Annotated in this window: 11 protein-coding genes and 2 pseudogenes; 7 read left to right on the top strand and 6 right to left on the bottom strand. The window is 72.0% G+C overall.

The annotated features are described in order from the left end of the window. Window positions 1–9: 9 nt before the first annotated feature. The 4 genes from ACFYYJ_RS10680 to ACFYYJ_RS10665 form a co-directional block, all read right to left on the bottom strand. Window positions 10–981 carry an antibiotic biosynthesis monooxygenase gene (locus tag ACFYYJ_RS10680; protein WP_385362836.1) on the bottom strand — a complete coding sequence of 324 codons (972 nt, stop codon included), beginning with the start codon at window positions 979–981 and terminating at the stop codon, window positions 10–12. After that, entirely contained in the window at window positions 978–3,704 is a 2,727-nt protein-coding gene (locus tag ACFYYJ_RS10675) for a molybdopterin-dependent oxidoreductase (RefSeq protein WP_389130878.1), read from the bottom strand. The genes ACFYYJ_RS10680 and ACFYYJ_RS10675 overlap by 4 nt, the downstream gene beginning before the upstream one ends. Beyond that, complete coding sequence (locus ACFYYJ_RS10670) at window positions 3,701–4,528, bottom strand: FAD binding domain-containing protein (protein WP_389131348.1); 828 nt, start codon at window positions 4,526–4,528, stop codon at window positions 3,701–3,703. The genes ACFYYJ_RS10675 and ACFYYJ_RS10670 overlap by 4 nt, the downstream gene beginning before the upstream one ends. A gap of 122 nt (window positions 4,529–4,650) precedes the next feature. Continuing rightward, window positions 4,651–5,379 (bottom strand): MerR family transcriptional regulator, encoded by a 729-nt coding sequence (locus tag ACFYYJ_RS10665; RefSeq protein WP_385126734.1) that lies wholly within the window; start codon window positions 5,377–5,379, stop codon window positions 4,651–4,653. Window positions 5,380–5,464: 85 nt separating this feature from the next. Between ACFYYJ_RS10665 and ACFYYJ_RS10660 the strand changes: the two genes are divergently transcribed. The 4 genes and pseudogenes from ACFYYJ_RS10660 (at window position 5,465) to ACFYYJ_RS10645 (ending at window position 9,517) form a co-directional block, all read left to right on the top strand. Continuing rightward, window positions 5,465–7,297: an AMP-dependent synthetase/ligase gene (locus ACFYYJ_RS10660; protein ID WP_389130876.1), complete on the top strand. Its 1,833-nt coding sequence runs from the start codon at window positions 5,465–5,467 to the stop codon at window positions 7,295–7,297. Between the two features lie 110 nt (window positions 7,298–7,407). Further along, window positions 7,408–8,415 (top strand): annotated as a pseudogene (locus ACFYYJ_RS10655) (TrkA C-terminal domain-containing protein); the annotation flags it as partial. 2 nt (window positions 8,416–8,417) lie between these two features. Further along, a pseudogene (locus ACFYYJ_RS10650) lies at window positions 8,418–8,791 on the top strand (aspartate 4-decarboxylase); the annotation flags it as partial. 93 nt (window positions 8,792–8,884) lie between these two features. Then, window positions 8,885–9,517 carry a DUF2461 domain-containing protein gene (locus ACFYYJ_RS10645; protein ID WP_385126739.1) on the top strand — a complete coding sequence of 211 codons (633 nt, stop codon included), beginning with the start codon at window positions 8,885–8,887 and terminating at the stop codon, window positions 9,515–9,517. Window positions 9,518–9,576: 59 nt separating this feature from the next. On the opposite strand, the gene sph is transcribed toward ACFYYJ_RS10645, so the two are convergent. Beyond that, the gene (gene sph / locus ACFYYJ_RS10640) at window positions 9,577–10,563 is read right to left on the bottom strand and encodes a sphingomyelin phosphodiesterase (protein WP_389130872.1); all 987 of its coding nucleotides are present in this window, start codon (window positions 10,561–10,563) and stop codon (window positions 9,577–9,579) included. A gap of 234 nt (window positions 10,564–10,797) precedes the next feature. Here sph and ACFYYJ_RS10635 point away from each other — a divergent pair, with 234 nt between their 5' ends. Further along, on the top strand, window positions 10,798–11,706 hold the full coding sequence (locus ACFYYJ_RS10635) for an oxygenase MpaB family protein (protein ID WP_385362845.1): 909 nt from the start codon (window positions 10,798–10,800) through the stop codon (window positions 11,704–11,706). An 11-nt stretch (window positions 11,707–11,717) separates the two neighbouring features. Here ACFYYJ_RS10635 and ACFYYJ_RS10630 read toward each other — a convergent pair whose 3' ends face one another. Further along, window positions 11,718–13,253 carry a M1 family metallopeptidase gene (locus tag ACFYYJ_RS10630; RefSeq protein WP_385126742.1) on the bottom strand — a complete coding sequence of 512 codons (1,536 nt, stop codon included), beginning with the start codon at window positions 13,251–13,253 and terminating at the stop codon, window positions 11,718–11,720. Window positions 13,254–13,949: 696 nt separating this feature from the next. On the opposite strand from ACFYYJ_RS10630, the gene ACFYYJ_RS10625 reads away from it, so the two are divergent. Together ACFYYJ_RS10625 and ACFYYJ_RS10620 are read left to right on the top strand one after the other, a co-directional pair. Further along, on the top strand, window positions 13,950–14,807 hold the full coding sequence (locus ACFYYJ_RS10625) for a hypothetical protein (RefSeq protein ID WP_389130867.1): 858 nt from the start codon (window positions 13,950–13,952) through the stop codon (window positions 14,805–14,807). 84 nt (window positions 14,808–14,891) lie between these two features. Further along, complete coding sequence (locus ACFYYJ_RS10620) at window positions 14,892–17,354, top strand: Tex family protein (protein WP_389130864.1); 2,463 nt, start codon at window positions 14,892–14,894, stop codon at window positions 17,352–17,354. Window positions 17,355–17,514: the final 160 nt, after the last annotated feature.

Here is a 17,514-nt window from a genome sequence, read left to right as displayed (position 1 = left end):
ATCCGACGGTCAGGGCAGCGTCCAGAACTGCCGGGTCACGAGGTAGAAGACGATCGCCCAGAACCCGAGCGCCGCCGCGACGATGCCGAGTCCGACGAGGTTGGTCCGCAGCGGCGGTGCGTCCGGCGCGGGCCACAGCCACCGCTTGAGCAGCCGGTTCACGTAGTACGGCATCGTGAAGAAGCTCATGGCCATGCTCGACAGCAGGTTGCCGATGAGCAGTCCGATCCAGATCGGCAGCTTCAGCGGGGACATGGCGAGCGCCAGCAGGACGACGGTCGGGTAGAGGCCCACCCAGACCGCGATGGCGGTCTTGGTCTCCGACGGCGGCGGCGCCTCCTTGCCGTTCTCCTCGAAGGCGAACCAACTGCCGAACGAGTTCTCGATCTTGTGCAGTTTGAAGTCGTGGAACCTCTCCCCTTCGGCGAGGATCTGCCGCCGGGTGTCCGACGTCAGCCACGCATCGAGGTGTTCGGCGTTGTCGTAGCGGTACAGGGTGGTCCACTCGTCCTGGAGGCCTTCGATCGGGCGGAAGATCTCCGTGCCGCGGAAGCCCGGGAACCTGCCCTCCTCCTCGCTCATCCGGCGTTGCCACTGGAGGAACTCGTCGACCTGCTCCGGGTGGACCCGGTGGGTCACCACCACCGTCACCAGCGGGTCCGTGGGCCGACTGCCGCCGCTGATCACCTGCTGCGTCCCGGGGCCGTCGAAGAACTTCTCCCCGATGTCGAGGAGCCGCTGGCGGGTCGCGCCGTTCATCCAGGCCTGGAGATGGGCGATCGAGTCGAACCGGTAGACGACGACCCAGTCGGGCTGCAGCTCCGTCGGCGCGGTCACCTCGGCGCCCAGGTGCCCGGCGTAGCGGGAGGCCGCGGCGTTGACGCCCTCCTGCCACTTCTCGTACTCCCGGTCCATGCCGGGCCGGATCCGGTGGCCGATGATGACGGTGGCCGCCGCGTCCGCCTGCTGCCCGATGGTCATCGTCTCGGGCCCGATCGGGCCGACTGGCTCTCACCGAGCCGGCTGTAGATCCGCTCCGGGGTCAGGGGCAGTTCGCGGTAGCGGACTCCCGTGGCGTCGCGCAGCGCGTTCGCCAGCGCGGGCGCCACCGGGTTGATGCAGCACTCCGCCATCCCCTTCGAATGCATGGCCCCGACCGAGTCGGAGGAACTCACCAGGAGCAGGTCGGTGCGCGGGACGTCGGCGTAGGTGGGGATCCGGTAGTTGCGCAGGTTCGGGTTGGCCATGACCCCGTCCGCGTCGACCATGAAGTTCTCGGTCAGCGCGAATCCGATGCCCTGGGCGACGCCGCCGTCCACCTGGCCGCGGACCTGCTCGGGGTTGATGAGCACGCCCGCGTCGGCCGCGTGGACGCTGTAGAGGATCCGGATCTCGCCCGTCACCCGGTGGACGGCGATGCGGAACCCCTGGGTGTTTGAGGTGACGCTGCGGGGCGAGCCGTAGGCCTTGCGGGCGGCGGTGAACCGGATCCCGCGCTCCCGGGCCACGGCGACGAGATCGGCCAGGGGCACGCGGTCGTCCCCGCACATGACGTGCTCGTCGTCCATGGAGCACATCACGACGTGGACGCCCGTTTCCGCGGCGGCGAACTCCAGGATGCGGTCGCGCACGGCGTTGGCCGCCCGGAGGACGGCGTTGCCCGCGACGAACAGGCCCGCGCTCGCGAAGGCGCCCGTGTCGAATCCCGTGCGGTCGGTGTCCGACTGCACCAGGCGGATCCGGGACGGTGTCGTACCCAGCTGGTTGGCCGCGATCTGTACGTGCGCGGTCGAGGTGCCCTCGCCGAACTCGACCGTTCCGATGGCGAGTTCGTAGACCAGGTCGTCGCCGAGCGTGACCCAGGCCTCGGAGATGTGCTCGGTCGGGGGAGCGGTCTCGTGCATGGAACTGGCCACACCGGTCCCCACGAGCCACCCGGGGCCGGGGGAGGGCTGGTCGGCCGTCCGGGCCAGTTCGCCGGCCACGAGGTCGATGCACTTGGCGAGCCCGTCCTCGTTGAACATCACGTCGTCGGGGCCGTCGTGGAGCGCGACGAGCGAATCGCCCGGGCGCACGATGTTGCGGCGGCGCAGTTCGAGCGGATCCATGTGGAGGGCGAGGGCCAGTTCGTCCATCGCGCATTCCACGGCGAAGGCGGGCTGGGTCATCCCGTACCCGCGCAGGGCACCGCTGGGAACGGTGTTGGTGTAGACGGAGTAGGCGTCGTACTTCTTGTTTGGGCAGCGGTAGATCATGACGGCGGAGCCGCCCGCGTAGAGGGTCTCCCCGCCGTGGTTGCCGTAGGCGCCCGTGTTGGACACGTTGCGGACCTGGAAGGCCGTGAGCGTGCCGTCGTTCTTCGCGCCGAGCTTGACCGTCAGCTTCATCGGGTGCCGGGGCGAGGCCGTGGTGAACTCCTCCTCGCGCGTGAACTCGAAGCAGACGGGCTTCCCGGTGTCCAGGGTGGCGAGGGCGACCAGGTCCTCGGAGATGACCTCCTGCTTGCCGCCGAAACCGCCGCCGACGCGCTTGCAGAACACGCGGAGCTGGTCGGGGCGCAGCGCGAACAGGTAGGCCAGTTTGACCTTGGCGATCGACGGCGACTGCGAGCTGGTGCGCACGTTCAGCCGGCCGTCCTCCATCCAGGCGATCGAGCCGTGGGTCTCCAGGTGGGCGTGCTGCACGCGCGGGGAGAAGTAGGTGCCCTCGTGGATCACGTCGGCCGCCGCGAACCCCGCGTCGACGTCGCCGATGTGCGAGTGGAGCTCCACCAGGAGGTTGTGGACGGAGTCCCGTACGAACGGGTCGGGCGAGTCGTGCAGTTGGGGCGCCCCGTCCGCCATGGCCTCCTCGGGGTCGAAGACCGCGGGCAGCACCTCGTACTCGACGACCAGCCTGCGGCAGCCCTCCTCCGCGGCCCCCACCGTGTCGGCGGCGACGACGGCGACGCGCTGTCCGGCGAAGCGGACGACGTCGTCGAGGATGTACGTGTCGTCCGGATCGACGAGGTGGTCGGTGTGGATCGCCGTGGTGAACCGTCTGCGCGGCACGTCCTGCCAGGTGTAGACCCGCCGCACGCCGGGGACCGCGAGCGCGGCGGCCTTGTCGATCGAGACGATCCGGGCGTGGGCGTGCGGCGAGTGCAGCACCTTGAGGTGCAGCATCCCTTCCATCCGGGTGTCCATCGTGAACTCGGCCCGGCCGGTGACCACGTCCTCGGCGGCGGGCGCGCCGACGCTCTTGCCGACGGCCTTGCCCGGGGCGGCCGTCTGCACGTGGGCGACGCCCTTGACGGCGTCCTCGATCCCCCGGTAGCCGGTGCAGCGGCAGAGGTTGCCCTTGAGCGACAGGGGCAGGTCGGCCTTCTGTTCCTCGGTGAAGGTCGCCGAGGTCATGATCATCCCCGCGGTGCAGAAGCCGCACTGGAAGCCGGGCGCGTCCCGGAACCGCTGTTGCGCGGGATGCAGGTCGCCGGGCGACCCGAGCCCCTCGATGGTGGTCACCTCACGGCCCTCGGCGCGGAAGGCCGGGGTGATGCAGCTGTGCACCGGTACGCCGTCCAGCCAGACCGTGCAGGCGCCGCAGTCGCCCGCGTCGCAGCCCTTCTTGACCCCGAAGTGACCGAGCGCGCGCAGGAACGTGCGCAGGCACTGGCCGGGTTCGGGCTCCGCGTCGAAGTCCTGTCCGTTCACGAGGTAGGTCATGCCGGGCCCCCAGCGATGATTTCACCGCGGATCTCTTCGGCGAAGTGCCGCGTCAGGTGGCGACGGTGGTCCGGTGTCCCGTTGGGGTCGGCGAACCACACGTCGGCGGGGATGGCGTCGATGCTCTCCCGAAGGGTGGGGGCATCGGGCATGGTCTCGAAGGCGAACCGCACCGGCCGGGTGGTGCCCGCGGTGACGGTGAGCAGCAGATTGCTGGTTCCGGGCGTGTGCGTGCCGATGAGGAACACGGTCGAGCGGCCCAGCTGGGTCAGGCTGAAGCGGCGGTGCGCGGCGCGTTTGCGCAGGGCGTGGGCCGGGATGTCGATGCGGCGCAGGATCTCCCCGGGCGCGAGCACGTTGCGGTTGTTCCCGGTCACGAAGTCGAGGGCGTCGACGGTGCGTACGGACCCGTCGGCGGCCCACAGCTCGTAGCGGGCCTCCAGCGCGACCGTGAGGGTGATCATCGGGCCGGCCGGCAGCGACATGCAGATGTTCCCGCCGACGGTCGCCGCGTTCCAGACCTTGAAGGAGGACAGGAACGCCTCGCAGGCCGTCGGGATGAGGGTGCCAGCGGTCCAGTCGGCCGGCGGCGCGAAGGCGTACAGGTCGCGGACGGTGCACGTGGCACCGATCTCCAGGCCCGCGTCGCTCGGCACGAGGGGGTCCCAGGCCAGCGACGTCAGGTCGACCAGGCGGCGCAGGTCGGGCTGCTCGGTGGAGAACAGCCAGGTGCCGCCCCCGAGCCAGGCGTCCCCGTCGTGCCAGTCGGAGCCGGGCCGGTCCGCCGGCCGCCGGACGACTTCGGTGATGGTGTTGAGGTCCATGAGTGCGAGCTCCCTCACGAAGGCGATCGTGAACTGCTCAGGGGTGGACCGGCCCGGCACGGAGCTTCCCCTTCACGGTACCCAGTACGACCGGGCCCCGCGCGGCGAGACCGCGCCGGCGCCTACTGCTCGCCGGATGCGAAGGCGGCCCGCAGTTCCTCGCGCAGGGACCGCTGGAAGGCCGTCACGAGGGCCTGCACCACCATCGGCTGCATGTGCGCCGACAGCGCCTTCATCGACTCCACCCGCTCCGGATCGCTCTCGCCCTCGGTGAACGGCCCCCACACCTCGTCCCGGAACAGCGCCGTCAGTTCGTGCGCCGCCGACCGCGCGTGCTCCATCAGCACCGTGCGCGCCGCCAGGATCGTCTCGTGCGCGATCGGTACGTCGAGCAGCGCGACCCCCAGCCGCAACAGCCCCACGTCCACGCGGAACCCGTCGCCCGCGGCCGCGAGCACGTTCATCGCCGTCAGCCGCCGCACGTCGGAGTCCGACAGGCTCCGACCGGCCCGCTTCTCCAGGTCCGCCCGCGAGACCTCCTGCGCCGCGTCCGGGGCCCAACTAGCCACCATCGCCCGGTGGATCGCCAGGTCGTGCGCGCTCAGATCGTCCGGCAGGGCCTCCAGATAGCGCTGGCAGGCCGACAGCGTCATCCCCTGGTGCTGGAGCTCCTCGATCAGGGCCAGCCGGGACAGGTGCTCCGGCCCGTAGTGGCCCACCCGACGAGGTCCGATCACGGGAGGGGGCAAAAGCCCGCGCGTGCTGTAGAACCGTACGGTGCGCACGGTGACGCCCGCCCGGGCCGCCAGCTCGTCGACGGTGAGCATCGGCTCGGGTGCCCGGTCGGCCATCGTCTGCGCCTCGCTCTCTGCTCAACGGCTTGGGTTCAACAGTATTGCTGTCGCACCAACGATGTGAAACGGCCAGGAGCTGCCCATGACCACGAACCTGCGACTGCCCGGACGACCCGAAGAGATCACCTTCCCCGCCCTGCTGGCCCGCAACGCCGCCGAACACGGGAACCTGCCGGCCCTCTCGTGGCGCTCGGGCGACGGCTGGGAGACCCTCACCTGGAGCGAGGTCCGCCGCAAGGTGGCCGTCCTCGCCTCCGGCTACGCCGCCCTCGGCGTCGAGCGCGGCGAGCACGTCCTGATGATGATGGGCAACCGCCCCGAGCACTGGCTCAGCGACCTCGCCCTCGTCCACCTCGGCGCCGTCCCCGTCACCGTGTACGGGACCTCCGCGCCCGAGCAGATCGCCCACATCGCCCGCCACAGCCGGGCCAGGACCGCCGTCGTCGAGGGCGCCCGGGAACTGGCCCGGTGGGAGCCGCTGCTGGCCGACGCCGGCACGCCCCTGGAGCGCCTGGTCGTCGCCGAGCCCGCCGAGGCGGGCCCGCACCGTACCTACGGTTCCCTGTACGCGAGCGGTGCCCGGCTGCACTCCGCCGAGGCCTTCGAGAAGGCCTGGCAGGACACCGCCCCCGAGGACCCGCTGACCGTCGTCTACACCTCGGGCACCACCGGCGACCCCAAGGGCGTCCGCCTCACCCACCGCAACCTCGCGCTCCAGGCCGTCCGCCTCGACCGGCACGTGGAGCTGCCCGAGCACGCCGAGCACATCTGCTACCTGCCCTTCGCGCACATCGCCGAGCGCGTCCTCGGGATCTACCTGCCCCTGCTGCGCGCCGCGCACGTCCGGCTGTGCGCCGACCCGACCGCCGTCTCGGCCGCCGTCCGCGAGCTGCACCCCGTGCAGTTCTTCGGGGTGCCCCGGGTCTGGGAGAAGCTCGCCGCCTCCGTACGGGCCGTCCTCGCGCAGCTCCCCGAGGAGCAGCGGCGGGCCATCGAGGCCGCGGGCGACCTGGCCCGGGCCCGGGCCGGACACCGGGAGCGGGCCGAGGAGGTCCCGGCCGCGCTCGAAGCCTCGTACGCGCAGGCCAAGGAACAGGTCCTGGACCCGCTGCTGCGCCTCGCGGGGCTGGACCGGCTCGTCTGGACGGCCAGCGCCACCGCGCCGATGCCCCTCGACGTGGTGCGCTTCTGGGCCGGTTGGGGGATCACCATCATGGACGCCTGGGGGCTCACCGAGACCTCCGGCGTGTGCACGGTCAACAGCCCGGACGGCTTCCGGCTCGGCTCGGTGGGCCGCGCGATCGAGGGGCTGGAGCTGAGGCTCGCCGAGGACGGGGAGATCCTCACCCGCGGCGAGACCGTCTTCGCCGGCTACCTGCGCCCCGACGGATCGGTGGACGGCGCGGCCGACGCAGAGGGCTGGTTCCCGACCGGGGACATCGGCCGGCTCGACGAGGACGGGTTCCTCTGGATCACCGACCGCAAGAAGGAACTGATCATCACCTCGAACGGCAAGAACGTCTCGCCGGCCCTGGTGGAGAACACCGTCAAGGAGCACCCGCTGATCGGCCAGGCGCTGGTGCACGGCGACGGCCGCTCCTACCTCGTCGCCCTGCTGGTCCTGGACGCGGAACTCGCCCCGGTGTGGGCTGCGGCCAGGGGCATCGAGGCCGCCTCGCCCGGTGAGCTCGCCGGGCACCCGGCCGTCCGGGAGGAGATCGCCCGCGCGGTCGAGGCGGCCAACGCGAGACTGAACCGGACCGAACAGATCAAGAGGTACCGGCTGCTGACGGAGGAGTGGGGCCCCGAGACGGGGGAGCTCACCCCGTCGCTGAAACTCCGCCGCCGGGTGGTCCGGGAGAAGTACGGGGACCTGATCGACGGCCTGTACGCGGAGGCCGGCGAAGCCCCGTAACCCGGATGGGCGAGTCCGGTGGGCGGATCACCGCCCACCGGACAAAGCTGGTGAAATAATCATATTCACCCCTGATGGATCCGGGGCCGGGCGAGGCCGGGTGAGTGCCGATGGGCGTGCTCACTGACCACCCCGAACTCGCCCTCTTCCTCTGCCTGGCCCTCGGCTACCTGCTCGGCAAGGTGCGCGTCGGCCCGATCACCCTCGGCTACCTGGCGGGACCGCAGTTCTTCGCCAACCTCAACCGCAAGAGCCTGCGCTTCTTCACGCTCTGCCTGATCGAACTGGTCAGCGTGCTCGGCATCGCCTACTTCCTGGCCAAGGCCTTCGACCTCGACGTCGGAACCGCCTCCGGCATCCTCGCCGGGGCGGCGACCGAGTCCGCCGTCGTCGGCACCGCCACCGAGGCGATCGGCAAGCTCCCGGACCTGACGGCCGAACAGATCAGCACGCACCAGGGCCACGTGGCCACCGCCTACACGGTCTGCCACCTCTTCGGCCTGGTCACCATCGTCATCTACACCAGCCAGATCATGCCGATGCTGCTGCGCGTCGACCTGCGCGACTCCTCCCGCTCGCTGTGGGAGCGGATGCGCGGCGGGGGCGCGGGCGGCCTGCAGAACGACGAGCGCGAGGCACTGCCCGGCCTGGTCGGCCGCACGTACCTGGTCACGCACGCCGACGGCCGTACCGTCGGGCAGTTGGAGTCGGACCACGGCGGCCGGATCACCGTCGAGGCCGTCCAACGCGGCTCCAGGACCCTCACCCCCGACCCCGGGCTCGAACTGACCCTCTCCGACCTGGTGCTGGTCGTCGGACGCCGCGCCAACACCATCGAGGCCGGCCGGGCCATCGGCCCCGAGACCCCCGGGATCCCCGGTCTGGACACCCCGCTCGCCACCAGCCAGATCGCGGTGACCGACCGCGCCGTGTCCGGCAAGACCCTGGACCGGATCCAGCGGGACCACCCCGAACTGCGCGACGGGGTCTACGTCACCGGGGTGCTCCGGGGCGAACAGCACCTGCCCGCCACCCCGGAGACCGTCGTCGAGCGCGGGGACGTCGTCACGATGGTCGGCGCCCGCGCCGACCTCAACCGGATCGTCAAGAAGATCGGCAGGAGCGCATCCGCGAGATCGTCCGGCGGCGCCTCGGACTCCTGCTGGAGGGCGCCCAGATGAAGATCGCCGAGGACGACGGTCGGGCCGGCTACTACGTCGAACTCGACCTGCTGGCCGAGGCGGAGCGGGTCCACGGCAAGGACTTCGCGGACTTCCCGGAGAAGAACCACGAGCCCGTCGACCCGCTGTTCCGGCTCGCCGAGCAGACCTCGGTGGTGCTGCTCAACGGCGGCGGTTCGACGGGCCCGAGTGGTCCGTGCGGGTCTCGCCGGCCAACCTCGACGACCTGGACTACCTGAAGATCGGCCACCACCTGCGGGAGATCTTCCAGGACTACGCCACGGAATGGGAGCGCGCCAAGGCCGCCGGCTGAGCGGGCGCGGAACGGTGCGACGCGGCCGTCCGGCCGGGTCGCACCCCGTTCCCGCGGGCTGCGCGGCGCGGTCCGTCGGTGTCTACTGGCGTCATGGCTTTCTCCGGTTTCCCCCAGGAGGCGTTCGCCTTCTACGAGGCCCTGACCGCGGACAATTCCAAGAGTTACTGGACCGCGCACAAGGAGACGTACGAGTCGGCCGTCCGCGAGCCGATCCAGGAGCTGTGCGCCGAGCTCGAAGCCGAGTTCGGCCCGGCGAAGATCTTCCGCCCGTACCGCGACGTCCGGTTCTCCGCCGACAAGACGCCCTACAAGACCCAGCAGGGCGCGCACACCTCACAGGGCTACTACGTCGCGGTCGACGCCGACGGCCTCATGGTCGCCGCCGGGCTCCACGGCCCCTCCTCCGAGCAGCTCGCCCGCTACCGGGCCGCCGTGGACGCCGACCGTCCGGGGGAGGAACTGGCCGCCGTCCTCGAAACCCTCCGGGCCGACGGGTTCGAGCTGGCGGGCGAACGGCTCAAGACCCGGCCGCGCGGCGTCGCGGCCGACCACCCCCGCCTCGACCTGCTCCGCTACCGCAGCGTCTACGCCCACCGCGGCTGGCCGCCCGACGCCTGGGTCGGCACCCGCGAGGCCCTCGACCGCGTCCGCACGTCCTGGCGGGCCCTGCGCCCGTTCGCCGACTGGTGCGCCACGCACGCCGGCGCCCCGGGGGAGCGGTAGCGGGGCCGCGACGGGGTGTGGGGTGCGACCGGAGGGCCGGGCCGCACCCCACAGCCGGACTAGCGGCCGATCAGCGGATAGTGGTCGGAGAGGTTGGAGTAGGTGTAGGAGGTGCCCCAGCTGGAGACGGTCCAGGGCGCCGACTCCTCCTTGACGACGTTGTTCTCCCAGCCCGCCGGACGGGCGTTGCCCTTGCGGTACAGGACGTAGTCCAGGTCCTCGCGGGGGTCCGTCGGATAGCGGTAGTTGGCGATCGAGTTCAGCGCCGTGTCGAAGGAGTACGGGTGGCCCGTGCGGGTGTCGGAGGGCGCCAGGTCCGCGTTGGCCAGCATGGAGGCGAGCTCCGGCGTGCGCGAGTCGACGTTCATGTCGCCCGCCACGATGACCTGCTCGTTGGCCGGGATGTTCTTCCCGTCCAGGAACGCGTCTATGGAGCGGAACTGACGGGCGCGCATCTCCGCCGCCTCGCCCGCGCCGCAGCCCGGGTCCGTGGACTGGGCGTGGGTGCCGACCACGTGCACCTTGGTGCCGTTCACGTTCAGCACCACGTACGCGAAGCCCTTGTTGGACCACCAGTCGGCGCCGCAGGCGTCCTTGTAGACGACCTGCTCCTTGCGGATGATCGGCCACTTGCTGAGCACCATGACGCCGCCGTCCTCCGGGGTGGTGGAGGAGTACGAGCCGCCGGTGGCGTCCCATCCGCTCTTGCTGCGGCCGACGACCGGGGTGGCGTACGGGTACTGCGCGGCCGCGTTGGCCCTGAGCGCGTCCGAGGCGCCGTTGTCGAAGGCCTCCTGGAGCACGACCACGTCGTGGCCCTGGAAGAAGGAGGCCTTCGGGATCTCCGCGGCCCGGTGGTCCTGGCCCCAGTTCGGGTACAGGTTCTTGCTCATCAGGAACACGTTGTACGACAGGACGCTGAGCCGGGGCGCGGCGGCGCTCTCCGCGGCCGTGGCGGCGGGCGCGGTGGTGGCGGCCAGGGTGCCGGCGGCGATCGCGGCCACGACCGCGGCGGCGGCGCGGTGACGGCGGGGGGAAGGCAGCATGAGGACTCCATCGTTCCTGCGGGGGAAGATCGGCTCCGCCATCCAAGCAGCCGCGGTTACCTCTGGGTAACACCCGTGCGGCGACTTTCTGTCCGGGCCACGACAAGGTGGCGACCCGGGCGCCCGGGCGCCGTCGCGCGTCGTGGGACGCCCGGCGGCCGGCCCGGGCCCGGCGGCCCGATCCGTCCGCAGGTCATACTGGGTATCGGCGAGATCGACACCCTGGGGGCGCACATGAGCGGGACCGAGCGGCGGGCGGTCTCCGGGACCGGGGCGCACCGGAAGCCCGGCGGCCGGACCGAGCCCGAGCCGCCCCCGCCCGGCGGCGTGCTGTGGACCATCGCGGGCGACGTCCGGGCCCTGCTCATGCTGCCCGCCGCCTTCACCCTCCAGGTCGCGCACCCGGCCATCGGGGCCGGAGTCGATCAGTACTCCGTCTTCCGCACCGACCCCTGGGGCCGTGGCGAACGCTCCCTGCGCTCGGTCCAACTGTGGGTGTACGGCGGCGAGGAGGCCGCCGAGGAGGGCCGCCGGGTGCGCCGCCTGCACAAGGACATCCAGGGCACCGACACCCGCGGCCGCCCGTACCACTCCCTCGACCCCGCCTGCTACGCCTGGGTGCACGCCACCGGCTTCCCGATCTACCTCTACGCCGGGCGCTACCTGCTGCGCCGCTTCACCCCCGCGCAGGAGCGGCAGCTCTACCGGGAATGGCTCCAGGTCGGCCGGATCCTGGGCCTGCGCGACCGGGACATGCCGCAGAGCATCGAGGAGTACCGGACGTACTGGGCGCGGATGCTGGCCGAGGAGATCGAGCCGACCAAGGTCGCCCGAGAGCTCCTCGCCACCGACGTGCCGCTGCCCCGGCCCGAGGTCGGCCCGCTCGCCGCACGGCTCCTTCTGCGGCTCCTCTGGCCGGCGCTGCGCGCCGCGTTCCTGCACTTCCGTGCCTTCGTCACCGTCGGGTACATGCCGCCCGAGGCGCGGGCCGTCCTCGGACTGGAGTGGAGCGCGGCCCAGGAGCGCCGGCTGCGCCGGTTCAGCACGGCCGCGCGGATCCTCGTACCGCTGCTGCCCGAGCGGCTGCGGTACCTGCCCATCGCGCGGGCGGCGCGCGCCCGGTGGCACGCCGCCGCCCGCTGACGGGACGGGACTCAGCGCCCGCCGCGCTCCTCGTGCTCCGCGTGCTCGTGGATCGTGTTCGTCTCCGCGATCTTCTTCCAGGACTTCGGCTCGGTCTTGGCGACCGGGGCCGAGAGGGAGCGCGCCGAGGCGCCCGGGGCCGTGGGGTTCAGGGCCGAGGCGTCCGGCTTGCCCGGGGTGTACAGCCAGGTCTGGAAGAGCTGCGCGAGGGGCTGCCCGGAGACCTTCTCCGCGTACGAGACGAAGTCCGCGACCTTCGCGTTGCCGTAGGCGCGCTCGGTCGGCCAGCCCTTGAGGATCCGGAAGAACTTCTCGTCGCCGATTCGGTTGCGCAGCGCCTGGAGCGCGATGGCGCCACGGTCGTAGACGGCACCGTGGAACTGGTTCTCCGGACCGGGGTCACCCGGCTTGACCTGCCAGAACGCATCCTCCGCCGGGCGCAGGCCGTACGCCCAGTCGGCGAGCTCCTGCGCGGTGCCCTCGCCCTCCTTCTCCGACCACAGCCACTGGCTGTAGCGGGCGAAGCCCTCGTTGATCCAGATGTCCTTCCAGCCGTCCACCGAGACGCTGTCGCCGTACCACTGGTGGGCCAGCTCGTGCACGACCACCGAGACGTTCGCGCCGTTCTGGAACTGGCGCGGCCCGTAGAAGGGGCGGGTCTGCGTCTCCAGCGCGAAGCCGGCGGTCACGTTCGGGACGTAGCCGCCCAGCGCGTTGAAGGGGTACGGCCCGAAGACCCCTTCCAGCCACTCCGCGACCTCGCCGGTCCGCTCCACGCTCGCTCGCGCCGCCCCCGCGTTGTCGCCGAGGTCCTTGCTGTAGGCGTTGAGGATCGGGAGTCCGCTCGCCGTCTTGTCGGTGGTGATGTCGAACTTGCCGACGGCGAGGGTGGCCAGGTAGGTGGCCTGGGGCTTGTTGGAGCGCCAGTTGTACCTGGTCCAGCCGAGCCGTGAAGTCTGCGACTGGAGCACGCCGTTGCTGATGGCCTGGGTGCCGTCGGGGACGTTGACCGATACGTCGAAGGTGGCCTTGTCGAGCGGGTGGTCGTTGCTCGGGAACCACCAGACCGCCGAGTCGGGCTCCTGCGCGGCCACGCCGCCGTCGGGCGTGCGCTGCCAGGCCGTCCAGCCGTCCACCTTCAGCTCGGAGGGCTTGCCCGCGTACTTGACGACGACGGTGAGCGGGGTGTTGCGGGCGACCGCCTTGGCGGGGGTGACCTCCAGCTCCTGGGCGCCGGAGGTGGCGAACTTCGCCTTGACGCCGTTGACCCTGATCTCGCTGACCTGGAGCCCGAAGTCGAGGTTGAAGCGGGACAGGTCCTGCTTGGCGGTGGCGAGGAGGGTGGCGGTTCCCTCCAGCAGGTCCGTCTGCGGCTGGTACTGCAGGCGCAGGTCGTAGTGCGACACGTCGTATCCGCCGTTGCCGCTGGCCGGGTAGTAGGGATCGCCGATACCCGGGGCGCCCGGACCGTAGCTCGCCGCGGATGCCGGGATCACCAGCAGCAGGGAAGCGGCGAGCACGCTCGGGGCGATGACTTTGCGGTGCACGAATGGCTCCAAGTGGTAGGGGAGACACATCGGTTCAAGGTCTCGTCGTCCGACGGTATTCACGCGTGACGCATCAGGTCATGTCCATGGCCCCTGCTTTCACACGAACGTCATCCGGCCGTTGCGCCCCGCGGGGTGGAGGGGAGCCTCGGCGGGGCCCGGCCGGAGTGTCGGCGCCCCCGCGTGGCCGCCCCGAACGCCGTGACCTGCGGCGCGGCGGCGGTGCCGGGTCCGGTGGCACGGGTCGCCCGGGTGCCGGGACGGCCGCCGCCCACCGGGAAGCCCGCCTCGGTCCGCCGTCCCCACCTCTCCGGATCGGCCGGATAGGACCGGTCCCCACCCCCACCCCGAAGCCCCTACCGGGCGGGGCCGGGGCGACCCCGCCCGGCCTGCGCCCGTCCGTCCGCCCGTCCGTCCGTCCGGCCCGGGCGTTCGGACCGGGCCCGGCGGGGGTCCGTGGTGCGCGGCTCCGTCCGGTGGGGGCGAGGGGCGCCCTCGCCGGACGGATGGACCCGGGCGGGGCACGCCCGGCCGGGAGCCCAGGGCCTGGCGCCGGGGCCGGGGGCCGGGAGCCGGGTCGGAGCCCCGGGTCGTGCGGCCGCGGGCAGGGGGGCGCAGGGGCGGCGTACGGGCCGGATCGAGCCAGGCCACCCGCGAGGGTTCCCGGCATACTGAGCAGTCGGTAACCTGGCCGGCATGACGATTCCCCCGCTCGCGGCCCGGCATTGTTGGCACGCGGCCATCAACCCGCTGCACTCGACGATCTACTTCTCGCCGGACACAGCCAAGGAGTTCGCAGCCCTGGGGATCACCGATCCCGTCGCCGTCAACCTCGCCCAACGCTCCGCCGCCATGGGCGCGGTCGGGGCCGGCTCCGTGACGGCCACGTTCTACAACTACAGCCACGACCACGTCGCCCGGTACCTGCCCGCCGTCTGGGACACCGCCGGCCCCGAACAGGTCCTCGCCGCCCGGCTGCGGGCCGCCGACACCACCCTGCGCCGGCTGCTCGGCCCCGAGACCATGGGGTCCGCCGAGCTCGTCGAGGCCGCGGACCTGGCGATACGCGCCACCGAGGGCTGCACCCGGCACGCCCGCGTCCTCTACGCCGCCCACGCCGACCTCCCCGTCCCCGAGGAACCGCACCTGCGGCTCTGGCACGCCGCGACCCTGCTGCGCGAGCACCGCGGAGACGGTCACCTCGCAGCCCTGCTCCTCGCGGGACTCGACCCCGTCGAGGCCCTCCTCAGTCACACCGCCACCGGCAAGGGCATGAGCCCGAAGTGGATCAAGCGCATCCGCGGCTGGGACCAGGCGGACCTGGACGCCGCCGCGGACCGGCTCCGCGCACGCGGCGTGCTCGACGCCGACGGCACCCTCACCGAGCACGGCGCCGCCCTGCGCGAGCAACTGGAGACCGACACCGACCGCCTCGACGCCGCCCCGTACGAGCACCTCGGCGCCGACGGCCTCGCCCGCCTCGCCGAACTCGGCGGCGCCGTCGTGCGCCAGGCCATGGCCGCCGGCGCCTTCCCGCCCGACCTGCGCGGCTGACGCCCGGGCCTCCCGCCGTCCGTCACCGCCACCTGCCACAATTGGCAGCCTTCCAGTGCAAACGAAGGCAGGCGGGACCCGATCGTGACGACGTCCATCGAAGGCAGGATCGCCGAGGAGCTCGGCGTACGGGAGCGGCAGGTCAAGGCGGCCGTCGAGCTGCTCGACGGCGGCTCGACCGTGCCGTTCATCGCGCGCTACCGCAAGGAAGCGACCGAGATGCTCGACGACGCCCAGCTGCGCACCCTCGAGGAGCGGCTGAGGTATCTGCGCGAGCTGGAGGACCGGCGCGCGGCGATCCTCGACTCCGTACGGGAACAGGGCAAGCTCGACGCCGAGCTGGAGGCGCGGATCAACGCGGCCGACACCAAGGCCCGGCTGGAGGACATCTACCTCCCGTTCAAGCCCAAGCGCCGCACCAAGGCGCAGATCGCCCGCGAGGCCGGTCTGGAGCCGCTCGCCGACGGGCTGCTGACCGACCCGTCGGTCGAACCCGCCGCCGCGGCGGCCGCGTTCGTCGACGCCGACAAGGGCGTCGCCGACCCGGCCGCCGCCCTGGAGGGCGCCCGCGCCATCCTCACCGAGAAGTTCGCCGAGGACGCCGATCTGATCGGCGAACTGCGCGAGCGGATGTGGGGCCGAGGCCGGCTCGCCGCCAAGGTCCGCGACGGCAAGGAGGAGGCGGGCGCCAAGTTCGCCGACTACTTCGACTTCGCGGAGCCGCTCACCGCACTGCCCTCGCACCGCGTGCTGGCGATGCTGCGCGGCGAGAAGGAGGACGTCCTCACCCTGGAGCTGGAGCCGGAGGAGCCTTCCGACGTTCCCGGCCCCTCCACGTACGAGGGCATGATCGCCCGCCGCTTCGGCGTCGCCGACCGCGGCCGCCCGGGCGACAAGTGGCTCGCGGACACGGTCCGCTGGTCCTGGCGCACCAAGATCCAGGTGCACCTCGGCATCGACCTGCGGACCCGGCTGCGCGCCGCCGCCGAGGACGAGGCCGTACGGGTCTTCGCGTCGAACCTGCGCGACCTGCTCCTGGCCGCCCCCGCCGGCACCCGCGCCACCCTCGGTCTCGACCCGGGCTTCCGCACCGGGGTGAAGGTCGCCGTCGTCGACGCCACCGGCAAGGTCGTGGCCACCGACGTGATCTACCCGCACGTGCCCGCCAACAAGTGGGACGAGTCCCTCGCCAAGCTGGCCCGCCTCGCGAAGGAGCACGCGGTCGAGCTGGTCGCCATCGGCAACGGCACGGCCTCCCGCGAGACCGACAAGCTCGCCGGGGACCTCATCACCCGCCACCCCGAGCTGGGGCTCACCAAGGTGATGGTCTCGGAGGCCGGCGCCTCCGTGTACTCCGCCTCCGCCTTCGCCTCGCAGGAACTCCCCGGCATGGACGTGTCCCTGCGCGGCGCGGTCTCCATCGCCCGCCGCCTCCAGGACCCGCTCGCCGAACTCGTGAAGATCGACCCGAAGTCGATCGGCGTCGGCCAGTACCAGCACGACCTGTCCGAGGTGAAGCTCTCCCGCTCCCTCGACGCGGTCGTCGAGGACTGTGTGAACGGCGTCGGCGTGGACGTCAACACCGCCTCCGCGCCGCTGCTCTCTCGGGTCTCGGGCATCAGCGGCACCCTCGCCGAGAACATCGTCGCCCACCGCGACGCCAACGGCCCCTTCCGCAGCCGCAAGGGCCTCAAGGACGTGGCCCGCCTCGGCCCGAAGGCGTACGAGCAGTGCGCGGGCTTCCTGCGCATCCGCGGCGGCGACGACCCGCTCGACGCCTCCGCCGTGCACCCCGAGGCGTACCCGGTCGTCCGGTCCATGGGCAAGACGTCCGGCGGCGAGGTGGCGGCCCTGATCGGCAACACCTCCGTACTGCGCTCGCTGCGCCCGGAGCAGTTCGTCACCGAGGCCTTCGGTCTGCCCACGGTCACCGACATCCTGCGCGAGCTGGAGAAGCCGGGCCGCGACCCGCGCCCCGCCTTCAAGACGGCCACCTTCAAGGAGGGCGTGGAGAAGATCGGCGACCTGGCCCCCGGGATGATCCTGGAGGGCGTGGTCACCAACGTGGCCGCCTTCGGCGCCTTCATCGACATCGGCGTCCACCAGGACGGGCTGGCGCACGTGTCGGCCCTTTCGAAGAACTTCGTCAAGGACCCGCGGGACGTGGTCAAGCCGGGCGACATCGTCCGCGTGAAGGTCATGGACGTGGACATCCCGCGCAAGCGCATCTCGCTGACGCTGCGTCTGGAGGACGAGGCCGACCGCCCGGCGGGCGGCGCCCCCGGGCAGGACCGCCAGGAACGCCGCTCGGGCGGAGGCCGTCCGCCGCAGCAGCGCGGCGCTGGTGGCGGTCAGGGGCAGGGACAGGGCCGGCGCGGTGGCGGCCAAGGCCAGAGGCAGGGCCAGAGCCAGGGCCAGGGCCAGGACCAGCGGGGTCAGGGCCGGCGGCAGGGCGGCGGCAGCGCCCCCGCACCCGCCAACAGCGCGATGGCGGACGCCCTGCGCAGGGCCGGCCTCACCGGCCCCGAGGACCGCCGCAAGCGGTAGCGGGAACGCCCTCGCGCACCTCTCGCGCGGGCCCGGCAAGCATGGCCGAATACCTTCCCCACCAGGGGAGTTGCCTTGCCAATGGCGGCAGAAGATATGTAGGCATGTGGAACGCCCGTTCGTCACTCGGCGGACGGGCTTCCGCGTTCCCCTCAGGACC

Origin of the sequence: Streptomyces sp. NPDC002467, assembly GCF_042889825.1 — a bacterium.
Lineage (GTDB): Bacteria > Actinomycetota > Actinomycetes > Streptomycetales > Streptomycetaceae > Streptomyces.
Note: the sequence above shows the minus strand (reverse complement) of the source record. Positions and strands in the feature narration are given on the sequence as shown.